Source organism: Planococcus sp. 11815 (assembly GCF_051096385.1).
Taxonomy (GTDB): domain Bacteria; phylum Bacillota; class Bacilli; order Bacillales_A; family Planococcaceae; genus Planococcus; species Planococcus citreus.
The window spans coordinates 21,157-38,720 of sequence record NZ_CP096992.1 but is presented as its reverse complement, the minus strand read 5'-3'; the positions used below and the strand labels follow the sequence as shown (position 1 = coordinate 38,720).

At 41.6% G+C, this 17,564-nt stretch carries 18 protein-coding genes; 9 read left to right on the top strand and 9 right to left on the bottom strand.

What is annotated here, in order from left to right:
- Positions 1 to 194: 194 nt before the first annotated feature.
- Positions 195 to 1,136 carry a replication initiator protein A gene (locus M1Q06_RS16875; protein WP_434402934.1) on the bottom strand — a complete coding sequence of 314 codons (942 nt, stop codon included), beginning with the start codon at positions 1,134 to 1,136 and terminating at the stop codon, positions 195 to 197.
- A gap of 292 nt (positions 1,137 to 1,428) precedes the next feature.
- Here M1Q06_RS16875 and M1Q06_RS16870 point away from each other — a divergent pair, with 292 nt between their 5' ends.
- A complete protein-coding gene (locus M1Q06_RS16870) occupies positions 1,429 to 1,746 on the top strand; it encodes a helix-turn-helix domain-containing protein (RefSeq protein ID WP_121301332.1) in 318 nt (105 codons plus the stop codon).
- Between the two features lie 116 nt (positions 1,747 to 1,862).
- On the opposite strand, the gene M1Q06_RS16865 is transcribed toward M1Q06_RS16870, so the two are convergent.
- The 3 genes from M1Q06_RS16865 to M1Q06_RS16855 all read right to left on the bottom strand — a co-directional run bounded on the left by M1Q06_RS16865 (position 1,863) and on the right by M1Q06_RS16855 (position 5,034).
- Entirely contained in the window at positions 1,863 to 3,371 is a 1,509-nt protein-coding gene (locus M1Q06_RS16865) for a primase C-terminal domain-containing protein (RefSeq protein WP_434402932.1), read from the bottom strand.
- 487 nt (positions 3,372 to 3,858) lie between these two features.
- Positions 3,859 to 4,203: a hypothetical protein gene (locus tag M1Q06_RS16860; RefSeq protein ID WP_404467305.1), complete on the bottom strand. Its 345-nt coding sequence runs from the start codon at positions 4,201 to 4,203 to the stop codon at positions 3,859 to 3,861.
- Positions 4,204 to 5,034, bottom strand: coding sequence for a ParA family protein (locus M1Q06_RS16855; protein ID WP_404467304.1), 831 nt, complete (start codon positions 5,032 to 5,034; stop codon positions 4,204 to 4,206). It lies immediately after the preceding gene.
- A gap of 279 nt (positions 5,035 to 5,313) precedes the next feature.
- On the opposite strand from M1Q06_RS16855, the gene M1Q06_RS16850 reads away from it, so the two are divergent.
- On the top strand, positions 5,314 to 5,475 hold the full coding sequence (locus M1Q06_RS16850; RefSeq protein WP_404467303.1) for a hypothetical protein: 162 nt from the start codon (positions 5,314 to 5,316) through the stop codon (positions 5,473 to 5,475).
- Positions 5,476 to 5,909: 434 nt separating this feature from the next.
- Here the strand turns inward: M1Q06_RS16850 and M1Q06_RS16845 are convergent, their stop codons facing one another.
- Together M1Q06_RS16845 and M1Q06_RS16840 are read right to left on the bottom strand one after the other, a co-directional pair.
- Positions 5,910 to 6,173: a hypothetical protein gene (locus M1Q06_RS16845; protein ID WP_121301338.1), complete on the bottom strand. Its 264-nt coding sequence runs from the start codon at positions 6,171 to 6,173 to the stop codon at positions 5,910 to 5,912.
- Positions 6,154 to 6,390, bottom strand: a complete 237-nt coding sequence (locus M1Q06_RS16840) for a hypothetical protein (protein WP_404467301.1) — start codon at positions 6,388 to 6,390, stop codon at positions 6,154 to 6,156. Before M1Q06_RS16840 ends, M1Q06_RS16845 begins: the two co-directional genes overlap by 20 nt.
- A gap of 217 nt (positions 6,391 to 6,607) precedes the next feature.
- Between M1Q06_RS16840 and mobQ the strand changes: the two genes are divergently transcribed.
- The 6 genes from mobQ (at position 6,608) to M1Q06_RS16810 (ending at position 14,461) form a co-directional block, all read left to right on the top strand.
- Positions 6,608 to 8,671, top strand: a complete 2,064-nt coding sequence (gene mobQ / locus M1Q06_RS16835; protein ID WP_434402980.1) for a MobQ family relaxase — start codon at positions 6,608 to 6,610, stop codon at positions 8,669 to 8,671.
- Between the two features lie 28 nt (positions 8,672 to 8,699).
- Positions 8,700 to 10,667 (top strand): VirD4-like conjugal transfer protein, CD1115 family, encoded by a 1,968-nt coding sequence (locus tag M1Q06_RS16830; RefSeq protein WP_249222393.1) that lies wholly within the window; start codon positions 8,700 to 8,702, stop codon positions 10,665 to 10,667.
- 18 nt (positions 10,668 to 10,685) lie between these two features.
- Positions 10,686 to 10,910, top strand: coding sequence for a hypothetical protein (locus M1Q06_RS16825; protein ID WP_182093514.1), 225 nt, complete (start codon positions 10,686 to 10,688; stop codon positions 10,908 to 10,910).
- Positions 10,900 to 12,519, top strand: a complete 1,620-nt coding sequence (locus M1Q06_RS16820) for an ArdC-like ssDNA-binding domain-containing protein (RefSeq protein ID WP_434402979.1) — start codon at positions 10,900 to 10,902, stop codon at positions 12,517 to 12,519. Before M1Q06_RS16825 ends, M1Q06_RS16820 begins: the two co-directional genes overlap by 11 nt.
- Positions 12,520 to 12,848: 329 nt before the next feature.
- Positions 12,849 to 13,148 (top strand): hypothetical protein, encoded by a 300-nt coding sequence (locus M1Q06_RS16815; RefSeq protein WP_211656102.1) that lies wholly within the window; start codon positions 12,849 to 12,851, stop codon positions 13,146 to 13,148.
- Between the two features lie 854 nt (positions 13,149 to 14,002).
- Positions 14,003 to 14,461 carry a JAB domain-containing protein gene (locus tag M1Q06_RS16810; RefSeq protein ID WP_211656104.1) on the top strand — a complete coding sequence of 153 codons (459 nt, stop codon included), beginning with the start codon at positions 14,003 to 14,005 and terminating at the stop codon, positions 14,459 to 14,461.
- A 216-nt stretch (positions 14,462 to 14,677) separates the two neighbouring features.
- Here the strand turns inward: M1Q06_RS16810 and M1Q06_RS16805 are convergent, their stop codons facing one another.
- Together M1Q06_RS16805 and M1Q06_RS16800 are read right to left on the bottom strand one after the other, a co-directional pair.
- Positions 14,678 to 15,040: a YolD-like family protein gene (locus M1Q06_RS16805; RefSeq protein WP_211656105.1), complete on the bottom strand. Its 363-nt coding sequence runs from the start codon at positions 15,038 to 15,040 to the stop codon at positions 14,678 to 14,680.
- A gap of 189 nt (positions 15,041 to 15,229) precedes the next feature.
- Positions 15,230 to 15,625, bottom strand: a complete 396-nt coding sequence (locus M1Q06_RS16800) for a DUF5348 domain-containing protein (RefSeq protein ID WP_069576885.1) — start codon at positions 15,623 to 15,625, stop codon at positions 15,230 to 15,232.
- A 571-nt stretch (positions 15,626 to 16,196) separates the two neighbouring features.
- Between M1Q06_RS16800 and M1Q06_RS16795 the strand changes: the two genes are divergently transcribed.
- Entirely contained in the window at positions 16,197 to 16,688 is a 492-nt protein-coding gene (locus tag M1Q06_RS16795) for a GNAT family N-acetyltransferase (RefSeq protein ID WP_068487667.1), read from the top strand.
- 282 nt (positions 16,689 to 16,970) lie between these two features.
- Here M1Q06_RS16795 and resA read toward each other — a convergent pair whose 3' ends face one another.
- Positions 16,971 to 17,513 carry a thiol-disulfide oxidoreductase ResA gene (gene resA, locus M1Q06_RS16790; RefSeq protein ID WP_068487668.1) on the bottom strand — a complete coding sequence of 181 codons (543 nt, stop codon included), beginning with the start codon at positions 17,511 to 17,513 and terminating at the stop codon, positions 16,971 to 16,973.
- Between the last annotated feature and the right edge of the window lie 51 nt (positions 17,514 to 17,564).

Below are 17,564 nucleotides of genomic sequence, written 5' to 3'. Positions count from 1 at the left end.
TCTCTGTCTTAACCGTAACAAATTGCCATTTATTCGGCAATCAAAATTTCCAGATTTCCGGCAGTACTTAAAGACCTTTTTCAAATGGCTTTAAATAAGGTTTTTTAAGCACTCTAATACTTTTTTCCTCAACCCCTACTAAGAAAGGGCTAATTTATCAGAACTTTTATTTACATATAAATAAAAAAAAGAAGTCACTTGGACTTCCTTTTCGCTAGTTTGAGAAGCAATTTCGCTTTTTCAGCTTCCAATTCTTCTGGAGAAACTGTTTCTTCCAATGCTTCCCTCGTATTCTGTTCGTGAAGCCAATCAGGTACCAACTCGGTTCTAACAGGCTTTTGAATGGGCTGTGTTTGAATCCCGAGCCATTTCTTTTTATCTTCGACGGCTTTTGTGAGTCGTGCGGTAACGCTTTTGATTCGTCCAGGTGTGCGTTCGAGAGAATATTTCAAGGCATCGGCGTATTGATGCAGCGTCAATACTTCCTGATGAGCGAAGTAATGATTCGCCACATCTTGAACCTCAATAGCGTCATCCATCAATCGTTCTTTGTTTTTGATTAAGACCTGCACAATCACTTCCGGAATATCGGTTTTCTCTCGCAGTTGATTGATCTTTATTTCAGTCTCACTAAGATCAGTCTTGTTAAGGTCAGTATCATTAGTGTTAAAAGTTTTAACTTCTTGAAGTAAAGAATGTTGATTTCTTGAAGTTAAAGATTTTAACTTCCGTTGTGCCCCAAGGGTTTCAGGCTCTTCTTTAGGTTCTTCTATCTGCTTCACATCGGAGATTTCCGCCACGGGTTTCAGCAAATACAGCCGATTTGATTGCGATAATCCCATGCGTTTCTCTTCTAACAATTCCACTTGATGCAGCTCTTTTTTGATTTTGATTACGGTCGGTTTACTGCAATTCAAGATATCGGATAACTGCTGATTCCCATACAAGAAGTAAATGTTCCCTTCCTCATCGAACCAATCATTCTTAATCGACAAGTCCAAGCGATCTTGTAGAATTGCAAAAGCAATCTTCGCGTCGTTGCTCAGTTTCTTGTAACGCTCATTAGTAAAAAACACCTTAGGCAGTCGGTAGAATCGCTGCGCAGCCTCTTCTCGTATGTTGTACTTTCCAGTCATCTTACATACCCCTTCCATTCTCTTAAATTCAGTCAGAGAAATTTCAAAGGAGTCTCAACAAAATCAAGCCCCAGCAAGAGAAAACAGGCTATTCGCTAGGCTTGAATTTATGCTATAATCAAGACAACAAAACATTCTTTGAAATTTCTCTACGTGGGAACTCTTTTATTGACGGTCGCCAAACTACCAATAAAAGAGTTTGTAGAGATTTTTTTATATATATATAAATTATTTGTATCAGTTTAGCATACTTTTCTCAAACAGATACGTCTAATTTCGAAAGGATCATCCTATGCCCCCTAAAAACGAAAAAGACCTTTACATAAAAATCGGTGAAGCCTTAAAAAGCATTCGCAAAGAGAAAAACTTAACCATTACCGACATTCATGCGATGAGTGAGTTTCACAGCTCCACCATCTCACTGATTGAACGTGGAAAACAGAATGTATCGATTGGATGGCTCATTCATTACGCCAACATCCTGGAAATCGATCCCACGGAGATCTTTTTGCGTGCCTTTAAAGACGATTTTCAAGAAATGCAGCTTCAAAAGATGTATGAACGCTTCGGAACCTATACCCCTGAATCGGATAACGATGAAAATTCCTGACACTCGGCTCATGCTGGGTGTTTTTTAATGCGATCAAAAGAGTGATGGATGGATAACCAATAACTAACCCGGATAAAAACAGCACGTATACAGATATGTATTGGCAGACTGGACCATTAAGAAGAATTGAAATTTTTACCAATTATCGGTTCAGACAAACGCTTTTCAAGGAACCACTCAACATCTTCGATCAGGTCTTGAGCGATACGCTCATTCAGGCGTTCAGACGTCATGACTTGCAGGGCTTCCTTGTATCTAACCCGATGGGTTTGCTGATAGCTGAGCGCACACTGAAGAAGCACAGCCACGGAAGTAATTCCGGTCTGGGCTGTACGTCCTTTGCCAACTCGCTTGATGAGGATTTTCTTTGACTGTTGGATTAACACATTGAAGGAGCTCCGTGGAATGCCGACGGCCTCGCAGAGTTCTCGCTGCGTCGTCCAGTTGATCGGTTGATCCAGTGAGGTCTTTTCTTGAATGAACTGCAGCAAATCCTCTTCCCACTCGTCATAATGGCTGCGTTTCCGGTCTTTACGTTCTTTTTTAAACTTGTACCAGCCACCCATAGGGTTTTCGATGGCGATCTCCTTGTGACTCCCCCACTCGTTCAAGAGTTCTTGAATATAGTCCTGGTGAGCGCCTTTAAAACGCCCCTTATAGGCGCTTCTTACGATTTTCTCGACTTCACTATGCCGAAGGGGCGAAACTAGCCCTGAATTGTACTCATCGAGTAAATCCAGCGTCTCTCCCTTCCCCTTTCCGGCACTATAGCAAGCAAGCGCAAGCGTGAACATCAGGTTATCACGGCCAAGCTGTCCCGATTGTCCTTTCACGTGACGCGTCTTCAGCAATTCCTGGAACCAAGCTGTCTGAGTTGGGTCGTGCTCCGATGATTCATCCGCAACGACAAACAGTCCCCTCCCCCGGTCGTCGTCCTGACGCTTCGACCAAGCAATCAACGAGCCAAAGTCATAGACCATCTCTTCCGAGAACCACCGAATGTTGTCTTCGTTGGGCATGCGGAAAAAACCAAAGTCATTACAGGAGACATCGACTCCTTGTAAGACCTTGGCCAAGCTCTGTTTGATATTTTCGGAAATACGTTTCGCCACTTTGAGTCCGCGAAAATCGTTTTGGTTGCTGATGAACAACGGTTTTTCCAAGACGAAATAGACCTGAAATCCCTTCGGGGTTTCCAAGACAAGTGTGGGAACGCCGATACTATGATCGAGTGCAGCCGTCAGGATTTCCGTATACGGCTGTTTTTTGGTATCGATATCGACGACAAAGGTATTGATTTGTTGAAGGTTCTTCTCTTCGTGTCCCTTGAGGAACCGTTTTTTTTCATCTGAATACCTTATGTAGTTATAAACGTTGGGATTCCAATGTGAAACCAAAGAAACGTCCTCCAAGAGAGTTTCTAGGGACGTGACAACATAGCCTTTAACACCTGAAGGCGTAGAAAGATCTTCTTTAGATCGAACAACACCGATTGCACCTTTTTTATTTATAACGTTTCTATTTTCTTTATGTAAGTGAGGAAGAGGAGCTAAGGATCCAACTTTTTTATATTTTGAAATCCCATCATTTATAATCAACTCGATAACTTTTTTCGGACTTTGCAATCTTTTCCCTCCTCACTTTATAGCCGATTTCTAATCTAGCTTTAAAGTATAGAAGAGGGAAAACGTTGATACAATAGCATTTCAAGCGGTTTTATTAAGCCATATACACGTATACGTATATATAAGTATACACATATATAGATATATACGTATACGTGTATATAAGTATACACATATACAAGTATATAGATATACACATATATCTATATACTTGTATATGAAAGTGATAAACATAAATTTTCTAATTTTATTACTCTAAACCTTGATATACCAACGTTTTAATTTTTACAACTTAACTATATGAATATATGCGTATACGTATATATTCATATAGTCGTATATCTATATATACGTATATAGATATATCTATATATACGTATACTCATATACAGATATACAGATATACGTGTATACGCGTATATCTGTATATGGTTTTCTGCAGAATATATAAAATCCCTAGTGCTTAAAGAAACACTAAGGATTTTTCTTAATTTCGAGAGCTATATAGCTCCATAATAATATCCAACTGTTTTTTCTCATCTTTTGTTATGTGCACGGCTAAATACTCTTCAATCATTAAATCAATAAGTTCATCAACGTTGTCAGCTTTATTTAAACTTACTAATGCGTTCAACTTATCCCGAGTCGATTTTTTGACTCTAACGCTTCCAAACTTATTTTTAGGCAAGGTTTCTTTTTTTTCTGCTGCTCTAGTGACCGGCTTCTCTGCTACAGGTTCTACCTCGTCTAATTTAAACTGAGTAGCAGGGGAGATTTGAGGTCCTCTATCTAACAACTTTTTCTTCGAGTTCTTATTTAAAAGATTACTCATTTAACGTTTCACTCCTTCTAATTCAGCATTCAAACGCTCTATAAATTCTTCAGCAATTGCTTTATAGCTATTATGAACTCGGCGATCATGCATATCGTTATCTGTAATTCCTGTAATATCAAATCGTTTCAAACGTTCCATATTTTTAACTACAATATCAAAAAGATTTTCTTCTCCAAATATTTCTTTTGCATTTTCCAAAGTAGCTAAATCTACAGCTGCACCATTTTTAAGGAGGACAGGTAGAATTCCTATGATATCCAAATTTGCACCATAATCGTCAATAAGTCCTTGGAGATATTGTGTAAATACTTCAGCACCTTGGAGACTTCTTTCCTGGGTTTGTAAAACTACTACAACAAAGTCAGAAGCATATAATGCCGAATCAGTAATAATCGAGCTGGTAGGAGGAACATCAATAAATATAAAATCAAAGTCATTTTTTACCGAATCAAGCAATTTTGAAAAATACTGAACTCGATCTACTTCATTCGGGAATTTCTTTTCCAAAAACCTTGGATATAACGCAAAATCGCTAAAGCTCGGTAGTAAATAAAGATTTTCTTTAACTTCAGTGATAATTTCTTCTAAATTCTCTTCTTGGATTGCTGACATTAATGTCTTTTTAAAACTAACAATTTCACCTGAAATTTCGGATTTAGTTTTCAAATAAAGACTTGTAGCATTAGCTTGTGGATCTTGATCACTCAAAAGAACTTTGTATCCCAAATCCGATAATGCGTAAGCAATCATGGTACTATTAGTAGTTTTTCCAGTCCCACCTTTGAAGTTCCCAAAAGTGACTACAGTTGCTTTGCTATCATTTTTCAATTTTCTTCCTCCTTGTCTCTAAACAGTTAATTGAAATGTTTTCTACTTTTGTATACAAGTATATCATTGCGGAAAACTAGTCACAATTATTTTTTTATTTTATTGTGAATTCTAAATATTATATCTATGTATACGCATATATGTGTATATTCGTATATTAATATACACATATACATATATACGTGTATACGGATGATAAAAAGTACTCTTTTAATAAATTTGATATAATTACCTTTCTTGATTATGAAGAGTACTAAAAATTATAAAGGGGGCTTTGTATTGCACTATATACTGAGATCTGAGAATGGCACTGTTGTAATGGACAAAGATAAAGAGCGTGTCTTTTTCTCTAAAAAAGAAGCTCTTACTTTTTTATTAATGCTAAGTTCTTCTACGAATGAACAATGGTCTATCATTCATTTAAAAGCCGAAGAATCTTAAACTCCCCAAAAAATTAACTATTATTACAAAGCTCTCTAACAGAAGTAGATATATCTACTTCTGTTAGAATGAAATTTCAATTAAGGAATTACTATATAATTTTTTTAAACTTTAAGAAAGACGAAATCTTACTTTTACATAAAAGGCTAAATACGACCTTGGGCGACTGCACTAGAGCGCCTAATAACTTGCGTTAAAAAGCGCTCTACGTGTCGCTTCACCCTAAAAAAGCCGATAATCAGAGGCTGTAATCCTGCGGAAACAGCCTCTAGATTCCTGTCTTTTTCTTCACGGCTGAACGAGTCGAAAAGCAAAAACCATATGACTAAAAACACCGAAACTTGAAGAAGTCTGTTTTGCACAGAGCTTCCTAGTTCCGGTGTTTTTTTTGGTTTCTCACATAAAATGCAGTTCAAATCTCAAAGAGTGTACACTTAACGCTTTTGAATTTTGCTTTTCACGAACTCAGAGAATGTTTGGAAGATCTTTTCTCGTTGTTCGATTGTGAAGTCATCCAATTCAAAGTACTTTTCAGCCAGCGCTCCTGTCTCGATTAATCGTTTCGTTCTCGCTTTTCGTTGTTCCCAGCTCGCTCTTCGCTGCGTTTCGTTTTGAAGCTGATGTTTTTTCTTCTGGAGATCGGTGATTTGCTTCTTTAGCTCCTGAGACTTGGCCAGGTTATCGGATTTCGGATTCATGGCCATCCCACGCCTCAGGGGGTTCTTCGCTGCCGTTTACTTGAACAGCCATCTTTTGAATCCACTCGATGGCTTCCTGTTCTGATTCCACGTTCCACATCTTCAGCACTTCAGCCCCGATGTTTTGCTGCATTTGCTTCTCCAAGTTCTTTCGCTTTTCCTTTAACCTCTCGATTTGCTCTTCGATGCTGGTGATCTTTTCAATGTTGTTTGCCATTGTTCTTCACTCCTTATTTATTTATATATAAATAATTTAACATATATATAAATAAAATCCACGAAAAAGGGAAAAATTATGATATAATAAATCCGAGCTTCCAAGCGAGTGCCCAGTTATACACCACCCGAAATTCGGGGTGGTGACCTGGTCCAAAGCCCTTCTGGGTTTGGTTTGTCGCCTTCGGATATTTAAAAAGAAAAAGAGGTGAGAGAACGTGAGCTATTTCCGTCTGCAAGCTAATATCATCAGCAAGAAAACCCAATCCGCTGTGGCCAGTGCCAGCTACCGAAGTGGGGAAGAGTTGTATTCCGAGCGTGATGAAGAAATGAAAAGCTATCAGCAGCGCGAAGTGGCTCCGGTCTCGTTCATCCTCAAACCGGATCATGCGCCCGAGTGGACGTTAGAACGCGAAAAACTATGGAACGAAGTAGAAAAGATCGAGAAAGCCTGGAACGCACAACTCGCTCGTGAAGTTTTGATTGCGTTACCGGTGGAGTTGCCGGAAGACGCTCAACAACAACTCGTCCAATCGTTCGTTCAAGAAGAATTTGTCGAAGAGGGGATGGTCGCAGACGTGGCCATTCACCGAGACAAAGAACACAATCCGCATGCGCATATCATGCTGACGGTTCGTCCGTTCAATGAAGATGGCAAATGGGGACAAAAGAAAACGCGGCAATATGAATTCGACCAAAATGGCGACATCCTTCGCGATGAAAAGGGCAAGAAAGTCTTCCAAACCGTTCCGTCTACAGATTGGAACGAACGCGAAACCTTGGTGAAATGGCGCATGCATTATGCGGACGCCATCAATGAATCGTTTAAAGAACACGGCATCGATCAAACCGTTTCGGCGTTGTCGTTTGAAGCACAGGGGCTCGACCAAATTGCTGAGGTTCGCTTGGAACGAAATGAATACCAATACGTGAAGCGTTTAGAAGAAAAAGGGATCAAAGCACAGACGTTCTATCATCAATTGAATCAAGAAATCCGGAAAAAGAACGCCGAAATCGCTCAGCTAAATGATAAAATTGTCTTTCTGTCTGCTAAGCAGAAACAGGCAGATGTTCAGCGCGTCCTGCATCGTCACACAAGCGAAGTTACCGCCCAATTGAACGAGGACTACGAAAAGAGCTGGCACTTCATGAAAGGGCGTCTGAAAGAAAATTTCTCGTTCGATTCGGTCCATGATCAGCTGCAAGGATTGTATCGCTGGGAAGAACGAAAAGTGGAACCGAAACAAGTCGAAGCCCAGGTCACGCACGCCATTTTGAACGCCTCTCACAAGGCGTATCAAGAGCACAATTTCTCTGTGGTGAAGCAACAAGGATTCACTTCGTCTGACTTCCGTTCGCTCTTCACCGAGCGTTTGGATGCATTTGAAGCGTTAACGGAATCTGTCGAAAAAGACCAACAAACGGTCGATCAAGTCGTGGCACATGCCGAGCGAACGTACCGAGCGCAAAGCTTAATCGTCCATAACGCCTTCTATGAGTTGTTCCCGGAAACCAATGAACGATTTGCGCATAATGACCGGACCGTGGCGTACAAAGCGAATGTCCTGACAGCAATCCAAACAAACGACCGGACAGTCATTCCATCCCATCACGAAGTGAATCATCGCTTGCAGCTGCAGGAATTGAAAAAGGCGTGTGAGCAAGGTGAGAAAGCCAGTGAACAAATCCGGATCCAAGCGTTGATTCGCAACAAGCTCGGCAGTGAAAAAGAACAGCTCGTGAAAGATGGGACAGACCTCAAAGCGATTTATGAAACGTCCGTCAAACTGAACACGACGCAGCAGTTGATTGAACGCTACGAGGCCAAAGCGAAGGACATCGATCAGGAACTCAATGCCTTGATTCGAGAGACGTTCCCACAAGCGAAAGAGAAGCTGTTAAAAGACGTCGAGCAACTCCCATTAGAGATGAAAACGGCTCTTCTGAAGCATTTCACGCAACAGAACAAGTTGACGAAAGCGCCGACGTTGAAAGCGTGCTTGCAAGTGGCGAAGAAAGAACAAAGCAAACAAGCGATGGCACATCATGCTTATCAAGCAAAACCGGAGGCTCGGTTCGCTGAACGCTTAGGCAGCTCACAGAAATCCCTTTCTCACTTCCCGACAGGGCGAGCCAGTACCGAACTGATTGAACAGTTGATTGACCAAGCTGAACGAGATCAGCACCAAGCGCAACACGAGATGCCTGCCCCGACGAAGCTCCGTCGAAAGAGCAAAGACAAACAACTTCGCCGTGAACTCGGCTTGGAGTTTGAACTGTAAAAGCGAAATGTTGAAAGGCGTGAACTTCATGATGAAAAAAACCTTACAAAAAGGCGCCGGCAAGAAAATCGCCGTTACGTTTCTTCTATCCTTGTTGATTGGATATGCCCTGACAGGACTCTTGCGCTTCTTGAAAGAAGGGGGAGGGCTGAATGCCCTTCTTCTGGACGTACAAGGAACGCTGACTTTCCTTACCGAAACCGATCAGCAATCCCAACTGTTGGTGGCGATCCTCACGGTCGTCTTCTTCGGATGGTTCCTCTCCAAAATGCGTTTGGTGGAACATACGTATGAAGATGCGCATGATTTCGGCGTTCACGGATCGGCTCGATTCACAAAGCCATCTGAAGTGCTGAACGGTAAATATTTCTCCAAACACCACACATACCAATCCAAACAACCCGAAAAGACCGTGGAACGTTTGGAGAACGGATTGATTGTCGGCCGAGTGCCGAATAAGAAACAAGTGCTCATCATTCCCCGATCCACGGAGATTGATAACCGAAACGTTTACATCGTCGGATCCAGCGGGAGTGGTAAAGGACAGTCATACGTCATCCCGAATCTCGTCAATAACCATGAGGAAACCTTGATTGTTACCGATCCAAAGGGTGAGCTCTTCGAACAAACAGCTGAAATCAAGCGCAAACAAGGCTACAAGGTGTATCAAATCGACTTCATCAATTTCAATCAAGACAACTACAACTTGCTCGATTACGTCTTTGATGACCAGGATGCGCAAAGCGTTTCCGTCACGATCGCCAAAAATTCGACCAAGGATGGCAAAGAAGACTTCTTTATGGAACGTGCGCAGAAAATGCTGGCGGGATTGATTGTCTACTGCAAAACCGAAATTCCAAACGCCAGCATGCAAGACGTGCTGAATGTCTTTAATGAACGAGTCTCCCCAGACGAGGAATCGTTCCGTCAGTGGGTCGATGAAGAACTCGGTCCTCATCATCCGGCTTATCAGCTATTGAAAGGCTTAACGACGCTCGGTGGGAACACCCGAACGAGTGTCACTTCGTCCTTTGCTTCGCAAGTCAGTATTTTCACGCTGAAGAAAATTAGCGAAATGACGCGCACGAGCGATTTCAACTTCCGTGAGTTTCAGGAACAGAAAAGCATTCTCTATGTGAAGCTCCCGATGGACGAAAACCCGTTCACAGCATTAACATCTGTGTTCTTCGATCAATTGATTTCGCAGTTTTATAAACTGGCCGATGAAAACCGAGGGCAATTGAAGATCCCGACCATCTTCTTATTGGATGAATTTGCGAACATCGGGAAAATCGAGAAATACGCACGGGTCTTGGCGACGTGCCGGGGATTGGGCTTATCGATGAACACCATTGTCCAGGACAATGGACAGATTGAATCGCTGTATGGGAAAGAAATGGCTCGCTCCATCTTATCCAACCACGACACGCTGCTGTTCCTGCGAAGTAAAGATATGGAGACGATTAAGTACTTCTCCCAACTCGCTGGCGAAACGACGGCGAAGATCCAGACAGGCTCTTCCAGTCAAAGTGGAGGTTTTATGAGTGGGAAATCGAGTGCCAGCCAAAGCCAATCTGAACAGTACGTGAAGCGCTCCTTGATCCCGGAAGGGGACTTAGCGAGCATTGCCAAGAATGATTGTTATTTGTTTGTCAGTGGCTTGCATCCGATGAAGCTGCAAAAAGCATGGCAGTCCGAAGTGTTCGGTTCCTACGTTCAGCAACACACTTCTGTCGCTTCAGAACCAACTCTGAAGCAAGAATCAGCTTTTACGGTTCCAACATCTCCTGAACCGACGAAGGAATCTCCTTTCGCCTCAGGAGGCACGACAACACATGTGATTGAAGAAGAGATTGATCAATCGGACCTGTTTGATTTAACGGACGATGGACTTGAAGAAGAATGGGCAGCCATGCAAGAAGAAGAAACAGAAGAACGGTCCATTGAAGACCGATTAAAGGAAAAGGAAGCGACGGATTTACGTACGCTCTTATAAGCGAAAGGGGAGAAACCGATGCTTGTCACGATTAGCGAAATCCTCGCGAGTGATAAACGGATCTTGAGCTTTTACGATCCTGTGCCGTTTGAGGCACTTACATATGAAGGTCTGATTGACCTTGAAGAAGACGTGCAAGAGTATGCGATTACCTGTTATAGCCCGGTTCGGATTCCAGGACGAGCCGAACCCCTCTATGAAGCTTGGTATGTCAGAAAGGACGTGATGAACTATGTCGACTAAGGTGGATTTGACCGAAATTAATGACCGGCTGGAACGAAACCTCGAAGAGATGTTTCAAAACAACCGATTCCAGGACATGCTCAATGTCATGGCCAGTGGCCACCAATACTCGTTCAATAACGTGCTGATGATTGCCGGACAAAATCCTGAAGCGACGATGGTTCGTGGATTCAGGCAATGGCAAGCCCTGGGGCGTCACGTCAACAAAGGGGAAAAGAGCATTGATATCTTGGTGCCTTCATTTAAGAAAGTCGAAGTGCAGAAAGTGAACGAACAGACAGGCGAAGTGTTACGCGATAAGAATGGCGATCCTCAATCTGAAGTTCGACAAAGTATCACCGGCTTTCGGATCGGCAAGGTCTTCGATGTCTCTCAAACGGACGGAAAAGAAATCCCGAACGTCCGGGACTTTATCCAAAAAGACTTAACATCACTAGATTCATTGAAGGAACTGTATGACCGGTTCATCCATCAAACGAATGAGAACTCACAGCCATTAACCATTCGGGAAGAAGCACATGAAGGTCAGACCTACGGCGGTTATTTCAGTCCTCAAAAAGAGGAAATTGTCATCAACACGGATGTTTCCAAGAGCACGGAGCAAAAATTCCGTGTCTTGATTCACGAATATGCGCACAGTCAGCTCCATCATAAGGAAAGCGACATCAAAGACCTGCCAAGGGGACACAAAGAAGCTCAGGCCGAATGCGCAGCCTATATCGTTTCCCAGTACTATGGCTTCGATACCGATCTTTCTTCCACCGGCTACATCGCCACATGGGCACAAGATTTGAACTTGGCTAAACAAGCCATCAAAGAAGTACAAGATGTATCCCGTGCGACGATTGAACACGTAAACTCGCTACAGAACGAAAAGATTCAAGATTTTTATCAATCCATCAATCCTGAACAGGTGAAGGAATCGGTCGAAACCAAGTTGAAACTATCGCTTGAAGATAAACCGACCTTGCAGCTGTTGGATGCCAAAAATGGACTCGTCGTTTTCGCGACCGTTGAACAGAACGAACGGGATCAGCACTTCACCCTTCGGACCAACACGAATCGAATTCTTCCGCTAAGTGAATTGGACGATCGTTATGCGGTATTAAATGTATTGGAAAACAAAGGGCAGTTGGTCCAGGAGTATCAAAAAGTTGAAGATGTCCTGGAAGTGACGAAACTGGACGAAGGGAAATACGCCGTGACCGTAGAAGGCGGCGAAAGTTCGCAGCGCACCTTCCATAAAAAAGCTGAAGGGGAGCGATTTATTGGAAAAGCTGCACTTGCCCAATCGTTGAACACTGACCGGTACTTGAGCCGTTCTCAACACAAAGAAGCCCCTCGCCTTCAGCAACTTAATGAAAAGCATTTAAATGAACGATTGAGCCGCGTGCTGAAGCAACCGAATTTACAAGCAGAAGCGAAGCACGGCGTCACCATCGGATGGCAATTGGTAAAAAATCCGCAGATCCAGTCCAAGGATGATTTACAAAAACACCTGAACGAATTGAATCCGAATCATGGGAAGACCTCTGAACTAAAAGAAGCCTTCGCTCAATTGAACAAAGGTGAAAAAACGAAAGAAAAAGAAAATGAATTAGAGCGTTGAGTTAAAAAGCATTGGAGAAGAATTCCTTCTCCAATGCTTTTTCTATGTCAGAACATGAATTTACTGGGTTACGCACGCTATTAAGCTTAATTTTGTAAAATGATCCCCCTTTATTACATTTTAAATCGGAAAAAGATTAAAACTGGTGTTATTTTTCATTAATAAATTTAGAATTTAAGTAATTAAAAGTGATATATCTATAAAAATCAAACCTTTTACTAGTTATTTTTATCCAATTTCTAATTTTTGTATTATTTACAATAAAAAGAAAAAACATTATGTTAAAGACACCACTCAAATGAAAACTATTGTAGAACGGAGATTAGTAGATGAGAATTTTGCCCACTGTGTACAAAGCTAAGTCTGAAATTACCCGGTTAGAAAAATACGTGTTCCTCGCCGAGAGTTATGGTGAACAAACTCTTGAAAAACAAATCATTAAACACTATGCCTATATCGGCAGTATTTCCAAAACCGTTGCTCATTTGAACGAAAAGCGAGCAAACGAAGGATTAGCCCCCATTGAACTTTCCTATGCGAAAGAAGTCATTCAATCCAAGCCAGCAGATGCATTACACCGGATGGTTCGCACTCGCTATAGACAAAAAATTAGACATTTACAGTACTGAACGCGGACGAACGCTCGATGACCTGTTGAATCCATTAAGGCTTCGCTGAATGGAGCGAAAGAAACGAGGAATCTATTGAAAAATCCTGAAGAAAAAGAATCCGAAATCCCAAAAAGAGAAATCCCTTTGATGTTTATTGGACTCGCCTTGCTAATCGGTAGTTTTTACTGGCGATGGCTCTTTCATTTCTTTTTTATCATTCCGTCCCTGATCTTTTTTCTGCGAAGTATGGATGATTTTAAAAAAGGAAATAAGAAATCGATGTACTGGAATATGGTCTCATCTTTTTCGCCTTGATCTTTTTAGCAAATACCGATTGATGTTTAATTGATAGGATATACAGAGCATCTTCACGGGCGACTGCACAAGAGCGCCTAGCAACCGTCGTTTCAAGGCGCTCTATGTGTCGCTTCCCCCTAAAAAAGCCGATAATCAGGGGCTGTAACCTGTCGGAAACAGCCCCTAGATTCCTGTCCTTTTCTTAACGGGTGAACGAGTCGAACAACAGAAGACCGAGCAAATGGGAAGGCAGCCGAAACGGCTGCCTTTTGTCGTTATTTTTTGCTTTTGGCCACCGGAGCGTACACAGCCCCAGCCTGTCTAAGCTCGAAATACGGACAGATTCCTTGGCTTCGCCCTATCCCTATTTCAAGCCAAGACAGGAGCCGACAAAGCCCGTGTTCAGTCAAGGGGCACCAAACTTTTTTAGACCGGCTTCGCTAAAAAACTTTGGTGCTGGGACCCTTGACTGGTCGGCTATGGGGTGTGGCCGTCCTCCTTACCAAAAGGCAAAAAATAATCCCTTTTGGGACCATTCCCGCCCGGCGGACAAAACCAAAAAGGAGCGATACCCCATGAAACTCGAAAAAATCATTGAAATCACACGCATTAAACAAGAAGTGAAAGAAGTCGAAGAAACCTACAAAAGCGTCCTCCCCGAACGCATTCAGAGTTCCACAGATGCCATCAATTTTGCGAAAGCTCTCATAGGAGATGAGGACCGGGAGGTTTTCTTGGTCATCTGCTTGAACATCAAAAATGAAATCTCGGTGGTTCATCGTTGCCATATCGGAAGCTTGAACGCCAGCATCGTTCATCCACGCGACGTGTTCAAAGCTGCCATTTTGAATAACTCTGGAAGCATTTTAGTAGCGCATAATCATCCCTCCGGCGACTGCCAGTATTCCACTGAAGACTTAGCTGTCAGCAAGCGATTGATGGATGCCGGCGAACTGATTGGCATTGAAGTATTGGATTCACTGATTGTGAGCCAAAAAGACGGCGTTTCCTTGAGGGAACTTGGGGTAATCTAAAAACCCCGTCCCTACAGGCTTCTCAGACGAAATGAATCGTATCATCTATCGTCCAAGTAAAGATAAATCCCTCAGAAGGCAAATCTCAGACACGGGATTTGCCTTTTGTAAGGGAGATTCCGCAAACTTCATAGCTGCGCTGAAACAATAGCAAGGAAAAAGGAACCGATCGATGCCACCTGCTTTGCATCAATCAGTTCCTTTTGATTATTTGAATCAATCCACCAACTGAATGCCTACCAAGCTCTCAACCGGCAATCGCTGCCGTCCGGATTCGTCTTCATAAACCAGTTGCCCATTCCTCAAATCGATTTCTTGAATTACGCCAGTATGCGTAAAAAACGCGCCGTTTTTCCATGTCTTCAGTTGGACCTCACATCTTCGCCTCATGGCGATTTCCACTTCTTCCTGGATGGCTTGCAAATCGAACTCGGTTAATTCGGGTTTCGGCACCTGGTCCTGTTCCTCGTAAAATGCTTTGATTAACCGGACGTGTTCCGTCAGCAGCATCCCTTGCCATTTAATTAACCCTCGATCGCTGACAGCCCCTACTTGTTTTGTGTGTTTCGTTGTTTTCATGCTATCGCCTCCTTTCAATTAAAAAGAACATACGTTCTTATCATACCACTTTAGAAACGCTCTGAATCCTCCCTTTATAAATAAGCATACAAAAACCCATTCTCTTGAAGACCAAGAAAATGGGTTCTCGCTATTTTTCGGATCAAATCATTAAGTTTATTGCTGTTGGTGCAGAAAGAGTCTCTTATATTATCGACATCTTGCTTGTAGACCCTCCAAAGGTTGTTTGATGCCTACCGCAAAGTAATCCTCACCGTCATGCTCAATTCGTGTTCGTGCGTATATTTCTTGTGATTCATCCCAGATTTCAAGGGGACTGCCCGACGTAAAGTAATCTTCAGCGCCTTCGATTTCATAACGTCCGTCTGACCGTTTAATAACTCTTCCACTGGCTTGAATCGGTTTCTGAAGGTACTCAACCGAATAAATTAAGCTATACAGATGGTCTGCCACTTTCCGAATTTCTCGCTCTTCAAAGCGTTGTTCCGGATCTTCATGGTCGTGCTCAAACTCTTCTTCTTTTGATATCCCTTTTAAAGCAGGCAACGTAGCCGCCAACTTTTTCTTGGCCTCTTCTAATCTCAAGTAAATGCCCCCTCAATGTTTGTTGCAGTTTCTCGGATGAACAAGTTCTTTCTATTATATCGCATTTATACACTGAACTTTAAGCTATCTTTTTCATTCTTTACCTTTTGATTCGCGTTCTTCTATTTTTCTTTTTCGAAAAGTCGTTGTCAATACATCCATTCGCCTTGTGATTTCATTGTTCAGAATTTTTTCCAGTATCGTTAAAATAACCTCTAGCTCTCTCTCTGTAAATCCTCAATATAGCCGATTTTCTTCATATCGATCAAATCGAATCACTATTCCGGCACCTCTCTGTACTTTTTTAAGTAATTATTCTATATATTTAGATATGGAGTACACCAAAGTTCACTTTACTCCTCTATCTTTATGGATTCTCTTTTAAGAGTCATAGATAAAAGGGCAACAAAGTAGGCTTTAACCAGACTTACTTAGCCCTTTCTATTTATATAACTGCTAATTCTCCATCGTAATTTCAATCAGAACATTTAAATTACTAGCTATACTCGACACTTTTTTCACATTTAAAGTTTATTATCTAATAAATAAACTACTTATATGGGGGATAATAATGAAAATTGAAATCATTCAACCAATCGTGGAACGGAAAGAGATTTTAAAGAATTTATTGGAATTGTACCAATATGATTTTTCAGAGTTTGAATCTGAAGATGTAGATGAAAATGGATTGTTTGGCTATAAATATCTGGATTGTTATTGGAACGAACCAAACCACTATCCATTTTTATTTCAAGTGGACGGTAAGTATGCAGGATTTGCTTTGGTACGTAAGATAACTGTTGAAGATGCAAGTAATCCTTCTTATATGAAAATGTGTGAGTTTTTTGTAATGAGAAAATATCGAAAAGAAGGTGTTGGAAAACGAGCAGCCTTTCATATTTTCAATCTCTTTCAAGATACTTGGGAAGTGGCGGAACTTGAAACCAACCTTCCAGCTCAAAAGTTTTGGAGAGAGGTAATTTCTGAGTATACTAACAATAATTACTCGGAATTTTATCTAGACCAATGGCCTGGACCGATTCAAAGATTCTTCACAGTTTAGCTTATAAACACGCTTCAAATAATATAACCAGAAAAAACCCCCGACTGGTAGTCACTTTCTTAAAGTGTCTACCAATCGGGGGTCAGTTCAGTTTTTTAAAAGATAATTCTTCCTCAACTTCTAAAATTTAATTGTGTCACTCGATCTCTTAAAGCTCTTAAACTAAAACGTCGGGCTTGTTTTAAATACGCTTCAATAAAAAAAGGCCAAGGAAAAAATTCCATAGGCCTTTGCTTTAAAACAAAGGAATTTAAACAGAGAGCTGTTCTCTTATTAACCCCTTCAGGAAGCTTTTGGTTTAATCTCTTCCATGTACCTTCTTATGTCTTCCTCCGACATTTCACCGGTAATGATTTTTACGATATCTCCATCTGGATTGATCAACATGGTAGTAGGAAGTGGGCGAATGTTGTATGCCTCCATTACACTTTTATTTTTATCAATAACAATTGGGAAGGTTAAGTTTTTTTGTTCTGCATATTGTTTCACTTCATAGTCAGACTGAGCAATATTTACAGCCAATATTTGCACGCCTTGATCCTTGTAATTCTGGTATTGCTTTTCCATCAATGGAAACTCTTTCTCACATGGTTTGCACCAAGTTCCCCAAAAGTTTACAAAAACTCCTTGTCCTCTATACTCAGATAGTTGCTGGCGCTGCCCATTTAAGTCAGTTAAGGTGAAATCAGGTGCCTTGTCTCCTACCTGTAATACCTCACTTTGCTCTTTCGTTAGTGCATTATAAATCGTAAATATGATGGCACCCGTCATGACAAGCAAGATAACACTTCTCAAAATTAAACGTTGCTTTTTTCTTACAGCCATACGTTCCCCCCTCAGTACTAATCTTTCATCTTTACTAGACCCAAAACCATA

Excerpts from the sequence above, each read along its gene's own strand:
- M1Q06_RS16875 (WP_434402934.1), bottom strand. The coding sequence starts at position 1,136 with ATGACTGGAAAGTACAACATACGAGAAGAGGCTGCGCAGCGATTCTAC.
- M1Q06_RS16870 (WP_121301332.1), top strand. The coding sequence starts at position 1,429 with ATGCCCCCTAAAAACGAAAAAGACCTTTACATAAAAATCGGTGAAGCC.
- M1Q06_RS16860 (WP_404467305.1), bottom strand. The coding sequence starts at position 4,203 with ATGAGTAATCTTTTAAATAAGAACTCGAAGAAAAAGTTGTTAGATAGA.
- M1Q06_RS16845 (WP_121301338.1), bottom strand. The coding sequence starts at position 6,173 with ATGAATCCGAAATCCGATAACCTGGCCAAGTCTCAGGAGCTAAAGAAG.
- M1Q06_RS16840 (WP_404467301.1), bottom strand. The coding sequence starts at position 6,390 with ATGGCAAACAACATTGAAAAGATCACCAGCATCGAAGAGCAAATCGAG.
- M1Q06_RS16830 (WP_249222393.1), top strand. The coding sequence starts at position 8,700 with ATGATGAAAAAAACCTTACAAAAAGGCGCCGGCAAGAAAATCGCCGTT.
- M1Q06_RS16825 (WP_182093514.1), top strand. The coding sequence starts at position 10,686 with ATGCTTGTCACGATTAGCGAAATCCTCGCGAGTGATAAACGGATCTTG.
- M1Q06_RS16820 (WP_434402979.1), top strand. The coding sequence starts at position 10,900 with ATGTCGACTAAGGTGGATTTGACCGAAATTAATGACCGGCTGGAACGA.
- M1Q06_RS16815 (WP_211656102.1), top strand. The coding sequence starts at position 12,849 with ATGAGAATTTTGCCCACTGTGTACAAAGCTAAGTCTGAAATTACCCGG.
- M1Q06_RS16810 (WP_211656104.1), top strand. The coding sequence starts at position 14,003 with ATGAAACTCGAAAAAATCATTGAAATCACACGCATTAAACAAGAAGTG.
- M1Q06_RS16805 (WP_211656105.1), bottom strand. The coding sequence starts at position 15,040 with ATGAAAACAACGAAACACACAAAACAAGTAGGGGCTGTCAGCGATCGA.
- M1Q06_RS16795 (WP_068487667.1), top strand. The coding sequence starts at position 16,197 with ATGAAAATTGAAATCATTCAACCAATCGTGGAACGGAAAGAGATTTTA.
- resA (WP_068487668.1), bottom strand. The coding sequence starts at position 17,513 with ATGGCTGTAAGAAAAAAGCAACGTTTAATTTTGAGAAGTGTTATCTTG.